Below are 16,299 nucleotides of genomic sequence, written 5' to 3' on the forward strand. Positions count from 1 at the left end.
GGAGGAGCCGTGACCGTTGCCAAGCTGATCGAGGCTCTTGCCAGCATGCCCAAGGACGCTATCGTGCTGATGGATAGCGGCGCCGGATTGTCACGGGTCGATGCGCTGGAGCTCGTGGCCGAGCAGGGGCCCGGCGCACCGGCCGAGGTGATTCTGCAGCCGAGCTTGGACGAATAGAGACGGGATCTTTTGATGGCGGACGCAGGCACGACAGAGACTGAGACGTCGGCGGCAGGGCCGGTGATCACGCCCTATGAGCGGATCGGCGGCGCAGTCGTGGTCGATCGCCTGGTCGAGTCGTTCTACCACCGGATGGATACTTTGCCCGAGGGCAAGACGATCCGCGACATGCACGGCACCCATCTCGGGCCGATCAAGGTCGTGCTGAAGCGCTATCTCTCGGAATGGCTCGGCGGTCCGAAACTGTACTCCCCCGAGAAGGGCCACCCGCGCCTGCGCCAGCGCCACATGGGTTTTCCGATCGGCAACGCCGAGCGTGACGCGTGGCTGCTGTGCATGCGCGGCGCGCTCGAGGAGACGGTGGCGGATGAAGCTGCGCGGCAGGATGTCGACGCCGCGATGACCAAGCTCGCCGACTGGATGCGCAATCAGGCCGGCAACCCGCACGATGCGCGCGCTGCGCGGCCGTGAGCAGAATGGTTCGCGCCGGACTAGCACGATCTTTGAAAGTTTGAGCGACGATGCAAGTGAATGCGCCCTCTCCCCCAAGGCGAAGCGAAGCGTCGCCAGGGTGGAAGAGGGCATGTAGGACAGCGCGTCGGACCCGGTTGCGTGAGGGGTTTCTATCCACGAGCGCGACTCGCGGAGAGGACCCCTCACCCAAGCAAGTTCGCGGAGGGGCTGCCGATGCCCTCTCCCACAAGGGGAGAGGGCGCTGTATCGGGCAGCGTTACGTGGTTGCTCCGTTTGATCAGTCGATCTTTAACCTCAATCTGTAGGGTGGGCAAAGCGAAGCGTGCCCACCGCCGCTTGATCAACAAATACCGCCGTCGGTGCGGTGGGCACGGCGCGCATGGGGCGGTGCTAACTTAAAACGGTCTGTGGCGCCTTTGCCCACCCTACGGGACTTCAACTAATACAACGGCACTCCGAAGAAATTCTCGTCGTCGCCGCCCCAGGCGCGGTGCAAGGCCAGCGCGTTCTGCCATTGCGCCATCTCGGTCTCGCTGGCATTGCGGTGGGTGATCTTGCCGTCCGGCATCTCGGCGAGCAGATAGGTCTTGCCGTTGCGGATGAAGCGGTTGAGGTCCTTGGTATCGTTGGGCCGCACCACGCAGCGCGGCCGTTCGTCGATCAGGATGGTCGTTGGCAGCATCGCGTGGCCTCACTGCACCGGATTGTCAATCAGCCGGAGGTCCCATGTCGTCGTCGGCCTTCTTCTTCTTTTTCTTGTCGACCTTGGCGAGCGCATAGGCGCCGGCGTTCTTCAAGGTGATCGGTGGCTGGCCGACGACGTATTGCGAGATCCAGGCGAGCGTTCGCTCCTGCGCCAGCGCAGCGGCCGTCTCATCATAGGTATCGCCCTCGGCGTCGAAGTCGTGGGCGGCATTGGGATAGGAGAAGGCGCTGACCTCGGGGTGGTCGGCGCGGAACATGCTCACGGCCGGGAACGGCACGACGGCGTCGGCTTCACCGAAGTGCAGCAGGGTCGGGACCTTGCGCTTGGCACCGGCGGCGTCGACGACGCCGGTCGCATAGTAGCTGACGGCGCAGGCGAGCCCGGACACCCGGTTCGCAGCGCTATAGGCGAGGCCACCGCCGGCGCCGTAGCCGACCACGGCCACCTTGCCGCACTCCTTGACGCTGTCGACGGTGGACTGGATTTCGGCGAGCAGCGGAGCGACCGGATCCTGTGTGGCTGGCGGCGGCTCGCCGTCGGCCGGGGCCTCGACCGCCGCCGGAGGCGACAGCTCCGGTGCGATCACGACATAGCCGCTCGCGGCAAAGGCGTTGGCGACCTTGCGGACCTTGCTGCTGCCGTTGCCGTCCGGCAGTACGACGATAGCGCCCTTGGGCGTGTCGGCCGGATCGGCGCGGAACGCCTGGAACGTGTGCCCGTCGTTGGCGGTGAGCTTGATGGTGCTCTCGGTAGCCATGTGATGCTCCTGCGTCGTTGGCGCGGTTTGCGCGCGTTACAACAAGCCCAGCTCCAGGGCGGTCTCTTCGGACATCCGCGACTTGTCCCACGGCGGCTCGAACACCAGCGTGACCTTGACGGAGACGACACCGTCGACGGCCTGCACGGCGTCCTCCACCATGCGGACGATCTCGCTTGCGACCGGGCAGCCCGGCGCCGTCAGCGTCATGTCGATCTCGACCGCGCCGCCGCCCTCATGCGCGATGCGATAGACCAGACCGAGGTCGTAAACGTTGACCGGAATTTCCGGGTCGTACACCGTCCGCAGCGCGGCGATCACGCTCTCGGCGGCCGTCTGGGAGCCGGTCGCCAGGGCGCTCTGCGACGGGGAGGGGGGAGCGGCGTGCATGCTCATCATGCGTTGGGTCCTCTCATGGTCCTGGTTCGCACCGGGGGATAGTCGTTGAATGTCGTGTCGAGATGGCGCTGAAGATGCTGCATGGCCTCACTCCGCGCCGAGTCCGTCGGCGAGCGCGGCCACGACTGGCCATCCAACGGCGCCGGACGGATCGAGCTGGCGCAGCGCAGCCAGCATGTCGGCCGCGCTCTCCGGATCGTTCTTGCGCAGGTGGATGAAGGCGAGCGCCTTCAGCGTGTAGAGGGCGAAGCGGCCGGCGCCATCAGGCAGCCGCTCATGCGGCACCCATTGACGCCAATCCGAGGACCAGCCGGCCTGGCGCGCAGCCTCAATGAGGCCGAGCTCGGCAACGGCCTTGGCCTCGTCGAGGTGGCCTTGATAAGTGTGAATCTTATAGAGACAGAAATAGGTCGGCAGCTCCTGTGGCGCGGCCGCCAGCGCCTGGCGAAACAGCCGGTCTGCGCGGGCATGATCGCGGCGATAGGCAGCTACGCCCTGCTGCAGCAGCGCGTCGATCTCCTCGGGAAGATCGCCGAAGTTGATCGTGTCGGGTTCGCTGACGAGTTCGAGCATCTGCATTGACCTCGATCAAATCATTGCAAGACGCGGACCGTTTTTGCGGTGGTGCAGCAGAGGCCGTCATCGCCGCGAAGCCGGCGAAAACGCGCGGGCATGTTGGATTTTGAAGGCCTTGCCTCGGTCGCATCGTCGTCCTTGTCGCAAAGCCGACGTGCCCGTCGTCAATTCAGCGCTCGAGCAACGCCGGCACAGCGCTGACGACCCGCAAATGGCTGGTTCGGAGCTTGCATGACGCTGTCATCAATCCAGCGGGAGACACAGCGATGGCGATGGCAGCAACTGATATTGAACGTCTGATCAAGGAGGCGTTCCCGGATGCAGTCGTCGTGATCGAGGATCTGGCCGGTGATGGCGACCATTATTCGGCGCGCGTCACCTCGCAGGCTTTCGCCGGGAAGAGCCGGGTGCAGCAGCATCAGATGGTCTATTCGGCCCTCAAGGGGCAGATGGGCGGCGTGTTGCATGCGCTGGCGCTCGAGACGTCATTGCCGAAATGATCGCTGCCGCGACACCTCCAGGGACGAAAGGACAACATCAATGTCGACATCCGAACGCATTCAGAAGCTGATCGACAGCAATGACATCGTTCTCTTCATGAAGGGCGTGCCGGCGGCGCCGCAATGCGGCTTCTCCGCAGCGGTGGCGCAGATCCTCGCCAAGCTCGACGTGCCCTATGAGAGCGTCAACGTGCTGGCCGATCCCTTCATCCAAGAGGGCATCAAGGAATTCTCCAATTGGCCGACCATTCCCCAGCTCTATGTGAAGGGCGAATTCGTCGGCGGCTGCGATATCGTGCGCGAGATGTTCCAGGCCGGCGAGCTTGCAACGCTCTTGACCGACAAGGGCATCAAGGCGGCCGCATCATGAGCGATGGTGGTGTCGCAGAGGCGGAAGACGATTTCGAGATTCCGCAGCTCTACAAATATCACGCCTTCGTCTGCCTGACGCAGCGTCCGCCGGGACATCCGCGCGGCAGCTGCGGCGCGCTCGGTGTGCAGCCGCTGTGGGACCGGCTGACCAAGACCATCGAGGCGCAGCGGCTGACGGATGTCGGCGTCACCGCCGCCGGCTGCTTCGGCTTCTGCAGCGCCGGGCCGATGATGGTGGTCTATCCCGACGGCATCTGGTATCGGCCGACCAAGCCCGAGGACATCGACGAGATCGTCGAATCCCACTTCAAGCAGGGCAAGCGCGTCGACCGTCTGGTGATGGTGCTGAAGCGCTGAAGTTTTGACCGGAGCCGCTCAGCGCGGCTCCGGGCAGGGCGACGCATAGGGCCGCGTGCAGCCCTGGACGTCGTCGAGATCATCCTCCCCCTGCAGCAGTGACAGCACCGGCTCGCGGTCGAAGCCCGCGCAGCACTGGCCGCCGGCCTCGATCAGCGGACGGCGGATCAGCAGCGGATCTTCCAGCATCAGATCGATCGCCGCGACGGCCTCGATCGCCTCCGGCTCGATCTCGCCTGACTTGACGCGCGGCGAGGCCGGGTTGAACCAGGACCACACCGGCGTCCCGGCGAAGTAGGCGCGCAGCCGCTCGCCGGTCCACGGTTCGGTCAGCAGATTCCTGGCCTCGACCTCATGGCCGGCGCGGGTCAGCATCAGCTTCTGCCGGGCGTTGGTGCCGCAGCCCGGCTTCTCGTAGAACACGACGGTGGTCACGTCAGAACCCGCCGAGCTGGACCAGCTGCGCGCCGCCGGCGCGGCCGAGAATGGTGTCGACCTTCTTGCGCACCGACTCGATGGTGAGCGGCTTGACCACCGCGCCATGTGCGCCCGCCTTCAACCCTTCGATGGCGATCGCCTCGTCGGCCTTCGCGGTCACGATCAGGATCCGCACGCCCTTGAACTTGGCGGCGATCTCGCGCACCAGCTCGGGCCCGCGCTGCTTCAGGAAGGACACGCCGAGCAGCACCACGTTCGGCGCCAGCCAGTCGACGCCTTTCTCATAAGCTTCTTCCGGCGTCGCCAGCTCATGAGTTTCGATCTCATCGTGCAGCATGAACTGCAGGGCGGCGCGGGTGATCTCGTCGTCATCGATCACGAACACGCGCCGCTGGTCCACCGCTTTCGCCGTTTCAACTCCGATCTGCATCAGCATCCTCCTCAAATCTTCGCAAGATCCTTGGCCGCAAGGCTGCGATGAGGATCTAGCAAATCCCGTTCCGGCTCGGATTCCGCAGGAAAACAGCCGCTCTTGTGTCGTTTCGGACAGCGGGGCGCCGCGTCCGATCTTGCGAAGCGTTCCGATGTCGGGTTTGCAACAAGCCGCCATGATCGCGGGATTGTGCTTCATCTCCTTCAAATCATGATCGTTTTCGCTCGCCTCCGGCGATGGCACAGCCGTTGCAAAACTCCGTTTAGGCAATGGTTGAGGGCTGAGTGCACGCCGACGCTTCGGACGAGCGATGCTCTCCTTCCCAATAACCCGTCTGCCGGTTCGGACACATGAGAGGACGCGGTCACGCCCTGCGGACGAGCGGGCGCGGCTTTAGCAATCGGTTGATGGAGAGCAGAATGGCATCGCTGCGACAAATCGCATTCTACGGCAAAGGCGGCATCGGCAAGTCGACGACGTCGCAAAACACCCTGGCCGCGCTGGCCGAGATGGGTCATCGGATCCTGATCGTCGGCTGCGACCCCAAGGCGGATTCGACCCGCCTGATCCTGCACGCCAAGGCGCAGGACACCATCCTGAGCCTGGCCGCTGCCGCGGGCAGCGTCGAGGACCTCGAGATCGAAGAGGTCATGAAGGTCGGCTATCGCGACATCCGTTGCGTCGAGTCCGGCGGTCCGGAGCCGGGCGTCGGCTGCGCCGGCCGCGGCGTCATCACCTCGATCAACTTCCTGGAAGAGAACGGCGCCTATGAGGACATCGACTACGTGTCCTACGACGTGCTCGGCGACGTGGTCTGCGGCGGCTTCGCGATGCCGATCCGCGAGAACAAGGCGCAGGAAATCTACATCGTGATGTCCGGCGAGATGATGGCGATGTATGCCGCCAACAACATCTCGAAGGGCATTCTGAAGTATGCGAACTCCGGCGGCGTGCGCCTGGGCGGCCTGGTCTGCAACGAGCGCCAGACCGACAAGGAGCTGGAGCTGGCCGAGGCTCTCGCCAAGAAGCTCGGCACCCAGCTGATCTACTTCGTGCCGCGCGACAACATCGTGCAGCACGCCGAGCTGCGCCGCATGACCGTGCTGGAATATGCCCCGGATTCGGTCCAGGCCGGCCACTACCGCAACCTGGCGACCAAGATCCACGGCAATGCCGGCAAGGGCATCATCCCGACCCCGATCACGATGGACGAGCTCGAGGACATGCTGATGGAGCACGGCATCATGAAGGCCGTGGACGAGAGCCAAGTCGGAAAGACTGCCGCCGATCTCGCCGCAACGGCTTAAGCAGTCTTGGTACCGGCCTTCCTCCCGTCGGAAGGCCGGTACCTCTTCTTCGAACTCTCATCGGCCTCGATAGGAGATCGCGCCATGACCATCGCAATCGTCGATACGTCGCATGCCGCCGCGGTGAACCTGCAAGCACCGCTCGCCTTCGAGGACGACAAGCGGCATCGTGGCCGGCAGATCTACCGCCTGCTGACAGGCAACGACCCCGCTGAGGCGGTGATCGACGACGACTTCAACTTCGACCGCCATGTGATCGCATCGATCCTGGCGGTGTCGGCGATGGAGCATGGTGTGCTCGCGGAGCGCGCGGGGCTTTCGACCGTCGAGCTGATTGCGCTGCTGGCGCAGCTGTTTCCCGCCGCGGCGATCGATTCCACTTGGCTGCCGATCAACGGCGCCGCTCCAGCGCCCGATGACGACGAGATCGCGATGGTACGCGATCTGCTCACGGCGCAGCGCTCGACTGATGGCGACGTCAGCCGCTGGCTCGCGGCGATGGTCGCGCGCCGCGCGATGGAGCCAAACCATCTCTGGGAAGATCTCGGCCTGCGCGAGCGCTCCGAATTGTCGCGGCTGCTGATGCGCCATTTCGCGCCGCTGGCCAGCCGCAACACGAGAAACATGCGCTGGAAGCGCTTCTTCTACCGCATGCTGTGCGAGGACGACGGCTTCGTCATGTGCACGACGCCGGTCTGCACGCAGTGCAACGATTTTGCGCTCTGCTTCGGCGAGGAGAGCGGCGAGAGCCGGATGGCGGAGCGGCGCCGCGAGGTGGCGCTGCAGGAGGCGGCCAGCGCCGCGATGTGAGTTCGAGGACTGCGACGATGCTGATGGACCCCCAGCTTGGATCCCCCTGCAACTCCGACCACGGACGCTGTCCCGAAGCGGAGACCTGCGAGGCTGGCGAGGCCCTGATGCGCCGCTGTGAGGACGCGCTGCGGCTGGCGGGCTTGCGCCCGACCCAGCAGCGCCAGCAGCTCAGCCGCATCCTGTTCGGCAATGGCAACCGTCATATCACCGCCGACGTGCTCTACGCCGAGGCGGTCGCGACTGGGATGAAGATCTCGCAGGCCACCATCTACAACACGCTCAATCAGTTCGTGGAGCTCGGTCTGCTCAGGCAGATCGGGGTCGACGGCTCCCGGTCGTTCTTTGATACCAACACCACGGTGCATCCGCACTTCTTCTACGAGGACGAGGGCGAGCTCGTCGACGTGCCCGATGTCGTCGCGTTCGATCAATTGCCCGAGCCGCTGCCGGGCTACGCCATGGAGCGGATCGACGTCGTCATTCACCTGCGCCGCACGCGCCAGGGCTGACGGCGCGGGTCCCCGCGTGGGCACATATCTCTCCATCTCCGCCACGTCCGATTCCCGACCCTGTTGCAAATCCGACAATCGTCGTCTTTCGAAAAGCCGTTTGCATTCAAGCAAATAGGGTGGTGCTTGGCCCTGGCATGGCCGTTGCTGAGTGACTGACAGGCCGTGGATTGGGCGAATTGCTCTGGCGGTCGACACAGGTTGCGACGGAGCAAGTGAATGCCTGACGTCTTCGGACCACGCGAGCCCAAGACTATCAGCAGGAATGCCCGCGAGGCCGGCTCTGCGCTCGGGAGCCAGGGTCTTGGGAGTTCGACGTCCGGGAGCCCGATGCCCCGGGTCATCCTGAACGACACCACGCTCCGCGATGGCGAGCAGGCTCCGGGCGTCGCTTTCGCCCTCAGCGAGAAGGTCGCGATTGCCCGCGCGCTGGCGCGGGCTGGCGTTCCCGAGATCGAGGCCGGGACACCGGCGATGGGCGCGGACGAGATCTCTGCTATCAGAGCGATCGTCGAGGCCGGTCTGCCGGCGACCATCATCGGCTGGTGCCGGATGCGCGAGGCGGATGTCGATGCCGCCATCGCCGCCGGCGTATCGATGGTGAATGTCTCCATCCCGACGTCGGATGTGCAGATCGCAGCCAAGCTCGGCGGTGGCCGCAGCGTCGCGCTGGAATTGCTCAAGCGCGTCGTCAGCTATGCCAGGAGCCGGGGATTGGGCGTCGCCGTCGGCGGCGAGGATTCCTCGCGCGCGGATGTCGGCTTCCTGGCCGAAGTGATTGCGACCGCGAAGGCGCTCGGCGCGCGGCGCTTCCGTGTCGCCGATACCCTGAGCGTGCTCGATCCCGATGCGACATCGGCGCTGGTCGGAGCCTTGCGCGCGACGACGGACCTGGAGATCGAATTTCACGGCCACGATGATCTCGGCCTTGCCACCGCCAACACGCTCGCGGCGATCAAGGCCGGCGCGACACATGCGTCGGTTACGGTGATCGGCCTCGGCGAACGTGCCGGCAATGCGCCGCTGGAGGAGGTGGCCGTCGCGTTGCGGCAGCTCTACCGTCGCGAGACCGGCATCGTGCTCGCCGAGCTCGATCATGTCGCTAACGTTGTCGCGGCTGCCGCGGCGCGCGCCATTCCGCTCAACAAGGCGATCGTCGGCGAGCATGTCTTCACCCACGAGTCAGGTATTCACGTCGACGGCCTGCTCAAGGATCAGCGCACCTACCAGGCGCTCGATCCCATGCTGTTCGGCCGTTCCAACCGGATCGTGATCGGCAAGCATTCCGGTCTCTCGGCGATCACGTCGCTGCTGTCCGACCTGCGTCTGCCGGCGAGCGCCGACCAGGCGCAACGCATTCTCGCGCGCGTGCGCAAGCATGCGGTCGCGCACAAGGGTCCCGTGCCGAAGGAAGCCGTTGCAGCCATCTGGCGCGAAGTCTGTGATCACCCGCATGCGAGCTTTGCCTGATCATGACCGACATCATCGATAGCCCAATTGCCAAGACCGTCGTCGCCGAGGCGAGCCCGCCGTCGCTGTTCCGGCTGATCCGCGAGGACATCGGCTGCGTCCGCTCGCGCGACCCGGCCGCGCGCAGCGAGATCGAGACCTTGCTGACCTATCCCGGCATCCATGCGCTGATCTGGCATCGACTCGCGCATCGTTTATGGATCAACGGCTGGCGGTTTCCGGCGCGGCTGCTGTCGTGGCTGGGCCGCTTCCTGTCGAATGTCGACATTCATCCCGGCGCCGAAATCGGCCGTCGCTTCTTCATCGATCACGGCGCCTGCGTCGTGATCGGCGAGACCGCCGAGGTTGGCGACGACGTCACGCTGTATCATGGCGTCACGCTTGGCGGCACCTCTTGGTCGCCGGGCAAGCGGCATCCGACCTTGGAGAACGGCGTCGTCGTCGGGGCCGGCGCCAAGATCCTTGGGCCGATCACCATCGGACCGCGCACCCGGGTCGGCGCCAATTCGGTCGTCATCCAAAGCACACCGCCCGATGTCACCGTGGTCGGCATCCCTGCGAAAGTGGTGCGGCCGGAGTTCACGCATCGCCGCACCGTCGGACGGATCGATCTGGATCATCACCTCATGCCTGATCCGGTCGGCGAGGCGCTGTCGGTGATGCTGGACCGCATCGAGTTCCTCGAAGCGCAGCTCGCGCATGTCCGCCAGAAGGTGCGCCAGGGGCCACCGCCACCAGCGCCGGTCAATGGATGCGAGGTTGATCCGACTTTGACTCAAGGAGCGAAGCAATGACTGCGGCAATACCGAATGTGCTCGAGCAACTGAAGCAGACGTCAGCGGCCGAAGAGTTCTTCAAGCTGCTCGGCGTCGACTACGATCCCAAGGTCCTCAACGTCTGCCGTCTGCACATTCTCAGGCGGATGGGTCAGTACCTCGTGAGCGAGGATTTCTCGGAGGTCTCCAATGAGGAGATCGCAACCCGCTGCAAATCCTTCCTGGAGCAGGCCTATCAGGATTTTGTGGTGTCGACGCCTCTCGACCGGCGCGTCTTCAAGGTGCTCAAGGAAGCCGTTGCGCCGCCGAAGCCCGCGCCAAAACCCTTCGTGTCGCTGACGACGCTGAAGTAACAGACGAACTCATCACGATATCCGCAAGCGCCGCCGGTCCTGCCGGCGGCGCTGTTGTTTGTGAGCGAGCGCAGCGAAATGACGTCCTGTCGTATTCCCGACGCGTGCTGCTTGCGACGTGTCGGACCTCTGCATGAACTCTCAGCAGAATTTCAGGTGCCTCCGTCAAGGCGTTGAATCGACGACGATATTCATCGCACTCGAAACTGGTACGACAATTGCTGTCCTCATCGCAGGACCACACACCCGGAGAGATCGCATGCATATCGTCGTCTGCATCAAGCAGGTCCCGGACTCCGCGCAGATCCGCGTTCATCCGGTCACCAACACCATCATGCGCCAGGGTGTACCGACCATCATCAATCCCTACGATCTGTTTGCGCTCGAAGCCGCACTGCAGCTGCGGGACAAGTTCGGCGGCGAAGTGACGGTACTGACCATGGGGCCGCCGTCGGCCGAGGACTCGCTGCGCCGCGCGCTGACCTACGGCGCCGATCGCGCCGTGCTGCTGACGGATCGCTTCTTCGCCGGCGCCGACACGCTGGCGACGACCTACGCGCTGGCAACCGCCATCCGCAAGATCAGCGACACCTTCGGTGCGCCCGATATCGTATTCACCGGCAAGCAGACCATCGATGGCGACACCGCCCAGGTCGGTCCTGGTATCGCCAAGCGGCTCGGGCTGCTGCAACTCACCTATGTTGCGAAGATCAATGAGGTCGACCCGGCTGCGCGCACCATCGAAGCCGAGCGGCGGTCGGAAGGCGGCGTGCAGGTGCTCAAGACCAGGCTTCCCTGTCTGGTCACGATGCTCGAGGCGACCAACGAGATCCGCCGCGGCGCCATGGCGGACGCGCTGCGCGCCGCGCGGGCGCAGATCGTCACCTGGAGCGCCAAGGACGCTGGCGTCGAGGACATCTCGAAGTGCGGCCTGAAAGGTTCGCCGACCATCGTCAAGCGCGTGTTCGCGCCGTCGGCACGGGCGGAGAAGGCGGTCTTCGTCGATTTCGCCAATCGCCCGCCGGCCGAGGCGCTGATCGAGGAGCTGTTCAAGCGCCAGCCGAAGCTGGAAGCCGAGCTGGTCTCGTCGGCGCACGGCTTCTGACTTCATCATCGGTTTCAGACCTCGGGCTTCTTTCGGATCAACGGGACGACGACCATGAGCGAACCCACCAAAGCACCGCCTGCCGCCGCCGGTCGCGCCGCGACCAAGAAGGAGCTGCCGGAGCATTTCAAGGCCTACAAGCACGTCTGGGTGTTCATCGAGCAGGAGCGCGGGCAGGTTCATCCCGTGTCCTGGGAGCTGATGGGAGCGGGCCGCGAGCTCGCTGACAAGCTGAAGGTCGACCTCGCGGCCGTCGTGATCGGACCGCCGGGAGAGGCGGTACAGCATGCCGCCGCCGAGTCGTTCTGCTATGGCGCCGATCTCGCTTATATCGTCGCCGATGAGGTCCTCACCGACTATCGCAATGAGGCTTACACCAAGGCGCTGACGGATACGGTCAACACCTTCAAGCCGGAGATCCTGCTGCTCGGCGCCACCACGCTCGGCCGCGACCTCGCTGGATCGGTGGCGACCACGCTGCTGACGGGTCTGACCGCCGACTGCACCGCCCTGGACGTCGATACAGACGGCTCGCTGGCGGCAACGCGGCCAACCTTCGGTGGCTCGTTGCTGTGCACGATCTACACCTTGAACTACCGGCCGCAGATGGCGACCGTGCGCCCGCGCGTGATGCCGATGCCGGAGCGCATCGAGAAGCCGGCGACCCGGATCATCGAGCACAAGCTCGGCATGGTCGAGGACGACATCGTCACCAAGGTGCTGTCCTTCATTCCGGACCGCGACTCCGCCAAGTCCAATCTCGCTTATGCCGACATCGTCGTCGCTGGCGGCCTGGGCTTGGGCTCGCCGGAGAACTTCCAACTGGTCAAGGGGCTCGCTGCCGTGCTCGGCGCCGAGTTCGGCTGCTCGCGGCCGCTCGTGCAGAAGGGCTGGGTGACGTCGGACCGCCAAATCGGGCAGACCGGCAAGACCATTCGTCCCAAGCTCTACATCGCCGCCGGCATCTCCGGCGCGATCCAGCATCGGGTGGGCGTCGAGGGCGCCGACCTGATCGTCGCCATCAACACCGACAAGAACGCGCCGATCTTCGACTTCGCGCATGTCGGCATCGTCACCGACGCGATCCGGCTGCTGCCGGCGCTGACCGAGGCATTCCGCGCACGTCTCTCGCCGCATTCGCGCGACCGTATCGCAAGCTAGGCACCAGAGGAGCAGGGCAATGATCGAGGAACGTTTCGACGCGATCGTGGTGGGCGCCGGCATGGCCGGCAACGCGGCTGCGCTGACCATGGCCAAGCGCGGCATGAAGGTGCTGCAACTCGAGCGCGGCGAGTATTCCGGCTCGAAGAACGTGCAGGGCGCGATCCTTTACGCCGACATGCTGGAGAAGCTGATCCCGGACTTCCGCGAGGAAGCCCCGCTGGAGCGGCACCTGGTCGAACAGAGGTTCTGGATGCTGGACGACAAGTCGCATGTCGGCCTGCACTACAAGTCGGACGATTTCAATGAAGAGAAGCCGAACCGCTACACCATCATCCGTGCGCAGTTCGACAAATGGTTCTCCTCCAAGGTCAAGGAAGCCGGCGCCACGGTGCTGTGCGAGACCACGGTGACCGAGCTGGCGCAGGACGCCTATGGCAAGGTGATCGGCGTCAAGACCGACCGGCGCGACGGTGAGATCCACGCCGATGTGGTCGTGTTGGCCGAAGGCGTCAACGGCCTGCTCGGCACCCGTGCGGGTCTGCGCGATCGGCCGAAGCCGGAAAACGTGGCGCTCGCGGTCAAGGAGATGCACTTCCTGCCGCGCGAGACGATCGAGGCGCGCTTCAATCTGAAGGGCGACGAGGGGGCGGTGATCGAGGCCGCCGGCACGATCTCTCGCGGCATGACCGGCATGGGCTTCATCTACTCCAACAAGGAGTGCATCTCGCTCGGCATCGGCTGCCTCGTCTCCGATTTCCAGAAGACCGGCGAGACGCCTTACGGCCTGCTCGAGCGCTTCAAGCAGCATCCGTCGGTGGCGCCGCTGATCGAGGGATCCGAGGTCAAGGAGTACTCGGCGCATCTCATTCCCGAGGGCGGCTACAACGCCATTCCGGAACTTTGCGGCGACGGCTGGGTCGTGGTCGGCGATGCCGCCCAGCTCAACAATGCGATCCATCGCGAAGGGTCGAACCTCGCGATGACCTCGGGCCGCATCGCGGCAGAGGCGATCTTCCAGGTCAAATCGCGCCGCGATCCGATGACCAAGGAGAACCTCGCGCTTTACAAGAAGATGCTGGAGGAGTCCTTCGTCATCAAGGATCTGAAGAAGTACAAGGACATGCCGGCGCTGCTGCACAACCAGTCGCAGAACTTCTTCCTGACCTATCCGCAGCTCGTCTCCAAGGCGATGCAGAACTTCGTGCGCGTCGATGGCACGCCGAAGAAGGAGAAGGAGAGCAGCACGGTGCGCTCCTTCGTCAATGCAAGGTCGTGGACGGGCCTGTTCGGCGATGCCTTCAGGTTTGCCCGCGCGTGGCGATAACTGGCGAATGAACCAAGCAGTCGAAGCCAAGGGAGATCAGAGATGAGCACGGACGTCGCAGTGCGGGTCGAAGACAAGCTGTTCTACAATCGCTACCAGGTCGATCCCGGCCGGGCTCATATCAAGGTCCGTCCGCACACGACGCCGAGCCCGCAGCTCAAGGCGCTGCTCAAGGCCTGCCCGGCGCGCTGCTATGAGCTGAACGATTCGGGCCAGGTCGAGATCACCGTCGACGGCTGCATCGAATGCGGCACCTGCCGCGTCATCGGCGAGGCCAGCGGCGACATCGAGTGGAGCTATCCGCGCGGCGGCTATGGCGTGCTGTTCAAGTTCGGCTGAGATGGGGCGCGCGGCGGGATGTGCATTCGGCTTACATGCCCCTCGCGCCAAACCTGTATCACGATTGATATAGGTCATTGAATTTTGGCGGCGGCTCTGCTTTCATTCAGCTGCAGCAATGATGCTGCAGCGAATGGAGCAGCCCGTGAAGCTGAGTGCACGTAACGTTTTGCCCGGGAAAGTCATCTCGGTTGCCAAGGGCGCGACGACCGCCCACGTCAAGGTCGAGCTCGCTCCAGGACTGACCGTGTTCTCGGCGATCACCAACGAGGCGGTCGAGGAACTCGGGCTCGCGGTCGGTGATCAGGTATCGGCCGTCATCAAATCGTCCGACGTGATGATCGGAAAATAGCCTGACGGCGCTGGATTGCTGCCTGCGATCAGCCGACCGGCAACGGACGTGACTGCAAACCAAGCCACCATGCAGTCATGGCCGGTTGAGAGGGCGGCAGCAAAGTGCCGAGATCGCCGGTGAATGTCCGCCAATCCGCGATGCACTTCTGCGGCACGGCGGTGAGCACCGGAATCCCTGACGTGATCGCGTCGGCGAGTTCGCCGCGCAAACCGCTTCCCAAGGCTTCCTGCTTGGAGAACTTGTTGATCACGATGAGCTCGGCATGGGCAGCGATGGCGCGATGAACGGCCATGCCGGCTTCGGCGAGGCCGGCGGCATCCAGCTTGCAGGCGGTCGATCCGCTGCCGAGATCCTGGCAGATCGAGATGGTGTCGCCATTGGTGAGGTCGATGACATCCATCCCGCTCTTGCGGCCGATCTCGTCGCGCGTATTGCGCTGAACGATGCCACCGACGCGCACGCCGCGCTGCAGGAGCCCCTGGACAAACTCGTCCAGCAGGGCATCGGCATCATCGCCCGGCCCATACAGGATGGCGGCGAGGCGGGGCGGATTGAGCTCGGCCGGCTCGGAACGATCGTGCGGAGTCATGCATGGGCCTCGGATGGTGCCGCCATCCCGCGCGGTTGTCCGGCCATGCCGGTCCGGCGATCGAGGGCGATCAGCGCGCGGCAGATATATCGAGAATTCGTCCCCTACACAAAGAGGAGATGTCGCGCGTGCCGACCACCGCTAGCCAGCATGAGCTGGAATCGCTGCTCCGCGACGATGTTCCCTATGGCGATCTGACCACCGAGGCCCTCGGCATCGGGACCGAGCCGGGGCAGATGCTGTTCGCCGCGCGCGACCGGATGGTGCTGGCGCTGGCTGAGGATGCCGCCGCCCTGATCGCGCTCGCCGGGGGCCGGGTCGAGCTGCTCGCGACGAGCGGAGCCGCGTTGGAGAAGGGCGCGCCGATCCTGCGGGCGGAGGGGACCGCTGCCTGCCTCCTGCGGAGCTGGAAGGTGGCGCAGACGCTGATCGAGATCTGGTCCGGCGTGGCAAGCGAGGCCGCGGCGATCGTGCGTGCCGCACGGACGGTCAGGCCCGACATCACGGTGGCCTGCACGCGCAAGAACGTGCCGGGCGTGAAGCAGTTTGCGGTGAGCGCCGTCAAGGCCGGCGGCGCCGTCATGCATCGGCTGGGCCTGTCCGAAACGCTCCTCGTCTTCCCCGAGCATCGCGCCTTTCTGGGCGAGACGCCGCTCGCGGACGTCGCCATGCGGTTGCGCCGTACCGCTCCGGAGAAGCGGCTGATCATCGAGGTCACGGGAATGGAGCAGGCTGTTGCGGCTGCAGCCGCCGGCTTTGACGCCATCCAGGCCGAGAAGTTTACCCCGGATGACATTGCGGCGCTGGTGGCCCGGATCAACGCCATGGCGACGTTGCAGGTCAGGCCGGTCATTGCCGCCGCAGGCGGCGTGAATGCGCAGAACGCCGCGGCCTATGCCGCCGCCGGCGCCGATGTGTTGGTGACCTCGGCGCCGTATCTCGCACGTCCCTGCGACGTGCAGGTGCAGATCGCCCGGGTGCTCTCACCGGACTGAAGGGGACG

Annotated in this window: 24 protein-coding genes; 17 read left to right on the plus strand and 7 right to left on the minus strand. The window is 64.8% G+C overall.

Translation table 11 applies throughout. The features are described from left to right. The first annotated feature begins 9 nt into the window (after nucleotides 1-9). Both BRAD285_RS35695 and BRAD285_RS07895 read left to right on the plus strand, forming a co-directional pair. Nucleotides 10-177 (plus strand): hypothetical protein, encoded by a 168-nt coding sequence (locus BRAD285_RS35695; RefSeq protein ID WP_006609688.1) that lies wholly within the window; start codon nucleotides 10-12, stop codon nucleotides 175-177. Nucleotides 178-192: 15 nt separating this feature from the next. Next, nucleotides 193-651, plus strand: coding sequence for a group II truncated hemoglobin (locus tag BRAD285_RS07895; protein ID WP_006609689.1), 459 nt, complete (start codon nucleotides 193-195; stop codon nucleotides 649-651). Between the two features lie 442 nt (nucleotides 652-1,093). Here the strand turns inward: BRAD285_RS07895 and BRAD285_RS07900 are convergent, their stop codons facing one another. The 4 genes from BRAD285_RS07900 to BRAD285_RS07915 form a co-directional block, all read right to left on the minus strand. Continuing rightward, a complete protein-coding gene (locus BRAD285_RS07900) occupies nucleotides 1,094-1,336 on the minus strand; it encodes a hypothetical protein (RefSeq protein ID WP_006609690.1) in 243 nt (80 codons plus the stop codon). A gap of 25 nt (nucleotides 1,337-1,361) precedes the next feature. Then, nucleotides 1,362-2,117: a dienelactone hydrolase family protein gene (locus BRAD285_RS07905; RefSeq protein WP_006609691.1), complete on the minus strand. Its 756-nt coding sequence runs from the start codon at nucleotides 2,115-2,117 to the stop codon at nucleotides 1,362-1,364. A 36-nt stretch (nucleotides 2,118-2,153) separates the two neighbouring features. Beyond that, complete coding sequence (locus BRAD285_RS07910; protein WP_006609692.1) at nucleotides 2,154-2,513, minus strand: iron-sulfur cluster assembly protein; 360 nt, start codon at nucleotides 2,511-2,513, stop codon at nucleotides 2,154-2,156. Between the two features lie 90 nt (nucleotides 2,514-2,603). Then, nucleotides 2,604-3,095 carry a hypothetical protein gene (locus BRAD285_RS07915; RefSeq protein ID WP_006609693.1) on the minus strand — a complete coding sequence of 164 codons (492 nt, stop codon included), beginning with the start codon at nucleotides 3,093-3,095 and terminating at the stop codon, nucleotides 2,604-2,606. A gap of 263 nt (nucleotides 3,096-3,358) precedes the next feature. Here BRAD285_RS07915 and BRAD285_RS07920 point away from each other — a divergent pair, with 263 nt between their 5' ends. The 3 genes from BRAD285_RS07920 to BRAD285_RS07930 are packed head-to-tail and all read left to right on the plus strand — an operon-like array spanning nucleotide 3,359 to nucleotide 4,321. Continuing rightward, on the plus strand, nucleotides 3,359-3,592 hold the full coding sequence (locus BRAD285_RS07920; protein WP_006609694.1) for a BolA/IbaG family iron-sulfur metabolism protein: 234 nt from the start codon (nucleotides 3,359-3,361) through the stop codon (nucleotides 3,590-3,592). Nucleotides 3,593-3,632: 40 nt separating this feature from the next. Then, complete coding sequence (gene grxD / locus BRAD285_RS07925) at nucleotides 3,633-3,962, plus strand: Grx4 family monothiol glutaredoxin (RefSeq protein ID WP_006609695.1); 330 nt, start codon at nucleotides 3,633-3,635, stop codon at nucleotides 3,960-3,962. Beyond that, nucleotides 3,959-4,321 carry a ferredoxin gene (locus BRAD285_RS07930; protein ID WP_006609696.1) on the plus strand — a complete coding sequence of 121 codons (363 nt, stop codon included), beginning with the start codon at nucleotides 3,959-3,961 and terminating at the stop codon, nucleotides 4,319-4,321. The genes grxD and BRAD285_RS07930 overlap by 4 nt, the downstream gene beginning before the upstream one ends. Nucleotides 4,322-4,339: 18 nt before the next feature. On the opposite strand, the gene BRAD285_RS07935 is transcribed toward BRAD285_RS07930, so the two are convergent. Further along, entirely contained in the window at nucleotides 4,340-4,864 is a 525-nt protein-coding gene (locus BRAD285_RS07935; protein WP_349509729.1) for an ArsC/Spx/MgsR family protein, read from the minus strand. Continuing rightward, nucleotides 4,758-5,189: a response regulator transcription factor gene (locus BRAD285_RS07940; protein WP_006609698.1), complete on the minus strand. Its 432-nt coding sequence runs from the start codon at nucleotides 5,187-5,189 to the stop codon at nucleotides 4,758-4,760. The genes BRAD285_RS07935 and BRAD285_RS07940 overlap by 107 nt, the downstream gene beginning before the upstream one ends. A gap of 422 nt (nucleotides 5,190-5,611) precedes the next feature. Between BRAD285_RS07940 and nifH the strand changes: the two genes are divergently transcribed. From nifH to BRAD285_RS07995, 11 genes are all read left to right on the plus strand, one after another. Then, nucleotides 5,612-6,499, plus strand: a complete 888-nt coding sequence (gene nifH / locus BRAD285_RS07945; RefSeq protein WP_006609699.1) for a nitrogenase iron protein — start codon at nucleotides 5,612-5,614, stop codon at nucleotides 6,497-6,499. Between the two features lie 84 nt (nucleotides 6,500-6,583). Next, nucleotides 6,584-7,309: a nitrogen fixation protein NifQ gene (locus BRAD285_RS07950; RefSeq protein ID WP_006609700.1), complete on the plus strand. Its 726-nt coding sequence runs from the start codon at nucleotides 6,584-6,586 to the stop codon at nucleotides 7,307-7,309. Nucleotides 7,310-7,326: 17 nt separating this feature from the next. Next, nucleotides 7,327-7,821: an iron response transcriptional regulator IrrA gene (gene irrA, locus BRAD285_RS07955; protein ID WP_006609701.1), complete on the plus strand. Its 495-nt coding sequence runs from the start codon at nucleotides 7,327-7,329 to the stop codon at nucleotides 7,819-7,821. 330 nt (nucleotides 7,822-8,151) lie between these two features. After that, nucleotides 8,152-9,291 carry a homocitrate synthase gene (nifV, locus tag BRAD285_RS07960; protein WP_006609702.1) on the plus strand — a complete coding sequence of 380 codons (1,140 nt, stop codon included), beginning with the start codon at nucleotides 8,152-8,154 and terminating at the stop codon, nucleotides 9,289-9,291. A gap of 2 nt (nucleotides 9,292-9,293) precedes the next feature. Further along, complete coding sequence (cysE, locus tag BRAD285_RS07965) at nucleotides 9,294-10,085, plus strand: serine O-acetyltransferase (RefSeq protein ID WP_006609703.1); 792 nt, start codon at nucleotides 9,294-9,296, stop codon at nucleotides 10,083-10,085. Beyond that, a complete protein-coding gene (gene nifW, locus BRAD285_RS07970) occupies nucleotides 10,082-10,420 on the plus strand; it encodes a nitrogenase stabilizing/protective protein NifW (protein WP_006609704.1) in 339 nt (112 codons plus the stop codon). The genes cysE and nifW overlap by 4 nt, the downstream gene beginning before the upstream one ends. Nucleotides 10,421-10,679: 259 nt before the next feature. Next, nucleotides 10,680-11,525, plus strand: coding sequence for an electron transfer flavoprotein subunit beta/FixA family protein (locus BRAD285_RS07975; protein WP_006609705.1), 846 nt, complete (start codon nucleotides 10,680-10,682; stop codon nucleotides 11,523-11,525). A 54-nt stretch (nucleotides 11,526-11,579) separates the two neighbouring features. Next, nucleotides 11,580-12,686 (plus strand): electron transfer flavoprotein subunit alpha/FixB family protein, encoded by a 1,107-nt coding sequence (locus BRAD285_RS07980; protein ID WP_006609706.1) that lies wholly within the window; start codon nucleotides 11,580-11,582, stop codon nucleotides 12,684-12,686. Nucleotides 12,687-12,705: 19 nt separating this feature from the next. Then, complete coding sequence (locus BRAD285_RS07985) at nucleotides 12,706-14,013, plus strand: FAD-dependent monooxygenase (protein ID WP_006609707.1); 1,308 nt, start codon at nucleotides 12,706-12,708, stop codon at nucleotides 14,011-14,013. A 42-nt stretch (nucleotides 14,014-14,055) separates the two neighbouring features. Beyond that, the gene (locus tag BRAD285_RS07990; RefSeq protein WP_006609708.1) at nucleotides 14,056-14,352 is read left to right on the plus strand and encodes a ferredoxin family protein; all 297 of its coding nucleotides are present in this window, start codon (nucleotides 14,056-14,058) and stop codon (nucleotides 14,350-14,352) included. 145 nt (nucleotides 14,353-14,497) lie between these two features. Beyond that, complete coding sequence (locus BRAD285_RS07995; RefSeq protein ID WP_006609709.1) at nucleotides 14,498-14,704, plus strand: molybdopterin-binding protein; 207 nt, start codon at nucleotides 14,498-14,500, stop codon at nucleotides 14,702-14,704. Nucleotides 14,705-14,732: 28 nt separating this feature from the next. Here BRAD285_RS07995 and BRAD285_RS08000 read toward each other — a convergent pair whose 3' ends face one another. Beyond that, nucleotides 14,733-15,296 carry a DUF2478 domain-containing protein gene (locus BRAD285_RS08000; RefSeq protein WP_006609710.1) on the minus strand — a complete coding sequence of 188 codons (564 nt, stop codon included), beginning with the start codon at nucleotides 15,294-15,296 and terminating at the stop codon, nucleotides 14,733-14,735. A 128-nt stretch (nucleotides 15,297-15,424) separates the two neighbouring features. Between BRAD285_RS08000 and modD the strand changes: the two genes are divergently transcribed. Further along, the gene (gene modD, locus BRAD285_RS08005) at nucleotides 15,425-16,291 is read left to right on the plus strand and encodes a ModD protein (protein WP_006609711.1); all 867 of its coding nucleotides are present in this window, start codon (nucleotides 15,425-15,427) and stop codon (nucleotides 16,289-16,291) included. Nucleotides 16,292-16,299: the final 8 nt, after the last annotated feature.

The organism is Bradyrhizobium sp. ORS 285 (assembly GCF_900176205.1).
Lineage (GTDB): Bacteria > Pseudomonadota > Alphaproteobacteria > Rhizobiales > Xanthobacteraceae > Bradyrhizobium.

Coding starts and splice junctions, on each gene's coding strand:
- BRAD285_RS07895 (WP_006609689.1), top strand. CDS start 193: ATGGCGGACGCAGGCACGACAGAGACTGAGACGTCGGCGGCAGGGCCG.
- BRAD285_RS07900 (WP_006609690.1), bottom strand. CDS start 1,336: ATGCTGCCAACGACCATCCTGATCGACGAACGGCCGCGCTGCGTGGTG.
- BRAD285_RS07905 (WP_006609691.1), bottom strand. CDS start 2,117: ATGGCTACCGAGAGCACCATCAAGCTCACCGCCAACGACGGGCACACG.
- BRAD285_RS07910 (WP_006609692.1), bottom strand. CDS start 2,513: ATGAGCATGCACGCCGCTCCCCCCTCCCCGTCGCAGAGCGCCCTGGCG.
- BRAD285_RS07915 (WP_006609693.1), bottom strand. CDS start 3,095: ATGCAGATGCTCGAACTCGTCAGCGAACCCGACACGATCAACTTCGGC.
- BRAD285_RS07920 (WP_006609694.1), top strand. CDS start 3,359: ATGGCGATGGCAGCAACTGATATTGAACGTCTGATCAAGGAGGCGTTC.
- grxD (WP_006609695.1), top strand. CDS start 3,633: ATGTCGACATCCGAACGCATTCAGAAGCTGATCGACAGCAATGACATC.
- BRAD285_RS07930 (WP_006609696.1), top strand. CDS start 3,959: ATGAGCGATGGTGGTGTCGCAGAGGCGGAAGACGATTTCGAGATTCCG.
- BRAD285_RS07935 (WP_349509729.1), bottom strand. CDS start 4,864: ATGGCGCGGTGGTCAAGCCGCTCACCATCGAGTCGGTGCGCAAGAAGG.
- BRAD285_RS07940 (WP_006609698.1), bottom strand. CDS start 5,189: ATGCAGATCGGAGTTGAAACGGCGAAAGCGGTGGACCAGCGGCGCGTG.
- nifH (WP_006609699.1), top strand. CDS start 5,612: ATGGCATCGCTGCGACAAATCGCATTCTACGGCAAAGGCGGCATCGGC.
- BRAD285_RS07950 (WP_006609700.1), top strand. CDS start 6,584: ATGACCATCGCAATCGTCGATACGTCGCATGCCGCCGCGGTGAACCTG.
- irrA (WP_006609701.1), top strand. CDS start 7,327: ATGCTGATGGACCCCCAGCTTGGATCCCCCTGCAACTCCGACCACGGA.
- nifV (WP_006609702.1), top strand. CDS start 8,152: ATGCCCCGGGTCATCCTGAACGACACCACGCTCCGCGATGGCGAGCAG.
- cysE (WP_006609703.1), top strand. CDS start 9,294: ATGACCGACATCATCGATAGCCCAATTGCCAAGACCGTCGTCGCCGAG.
- nifW (WP_006609704.1), top strand. CDS start 10,082: ATGACTGCGGCAATACCGAATGTGCTCGAGCAACTGAAGCAGACGTCA.
- BRAD285_RS07975 (WP_006609705.1), top strand. CDS start 10,680: ATGCATATCGTCGTCTGCATCAAGCAGGTCCCGGACTCCGCGCAGATC.
- BRAD285_RS07980 (WP_006609706.1), top strand. CDS start 11,580: ATGAGCGAACCCACCAAAGCACCGCCTGCCGCCGCCGGTCGCGCCGCG.
- BRAD285_RS07985 (WP_006609707.1), top strand. CDS start 12,706: ATGATCGAGGAACGTTTCGACGCGATCGTGGTGGGCGCCGGCATGGCC.
- BRAD285_RS07990 (WP_006609708.1), top strand. CDS start 14,056: ATGAGCACGGACGTCGCAGTGCGGGTCGAAGACAAGCTGTTCTACAAT.
- BRAD285_RS08000 (WP_006609710.1), bottom strand. CDS start 15,296: ATGACTCCGCACGATCGTTCCGAGCCGGCCGAGCTCAATCCGCCCCGC.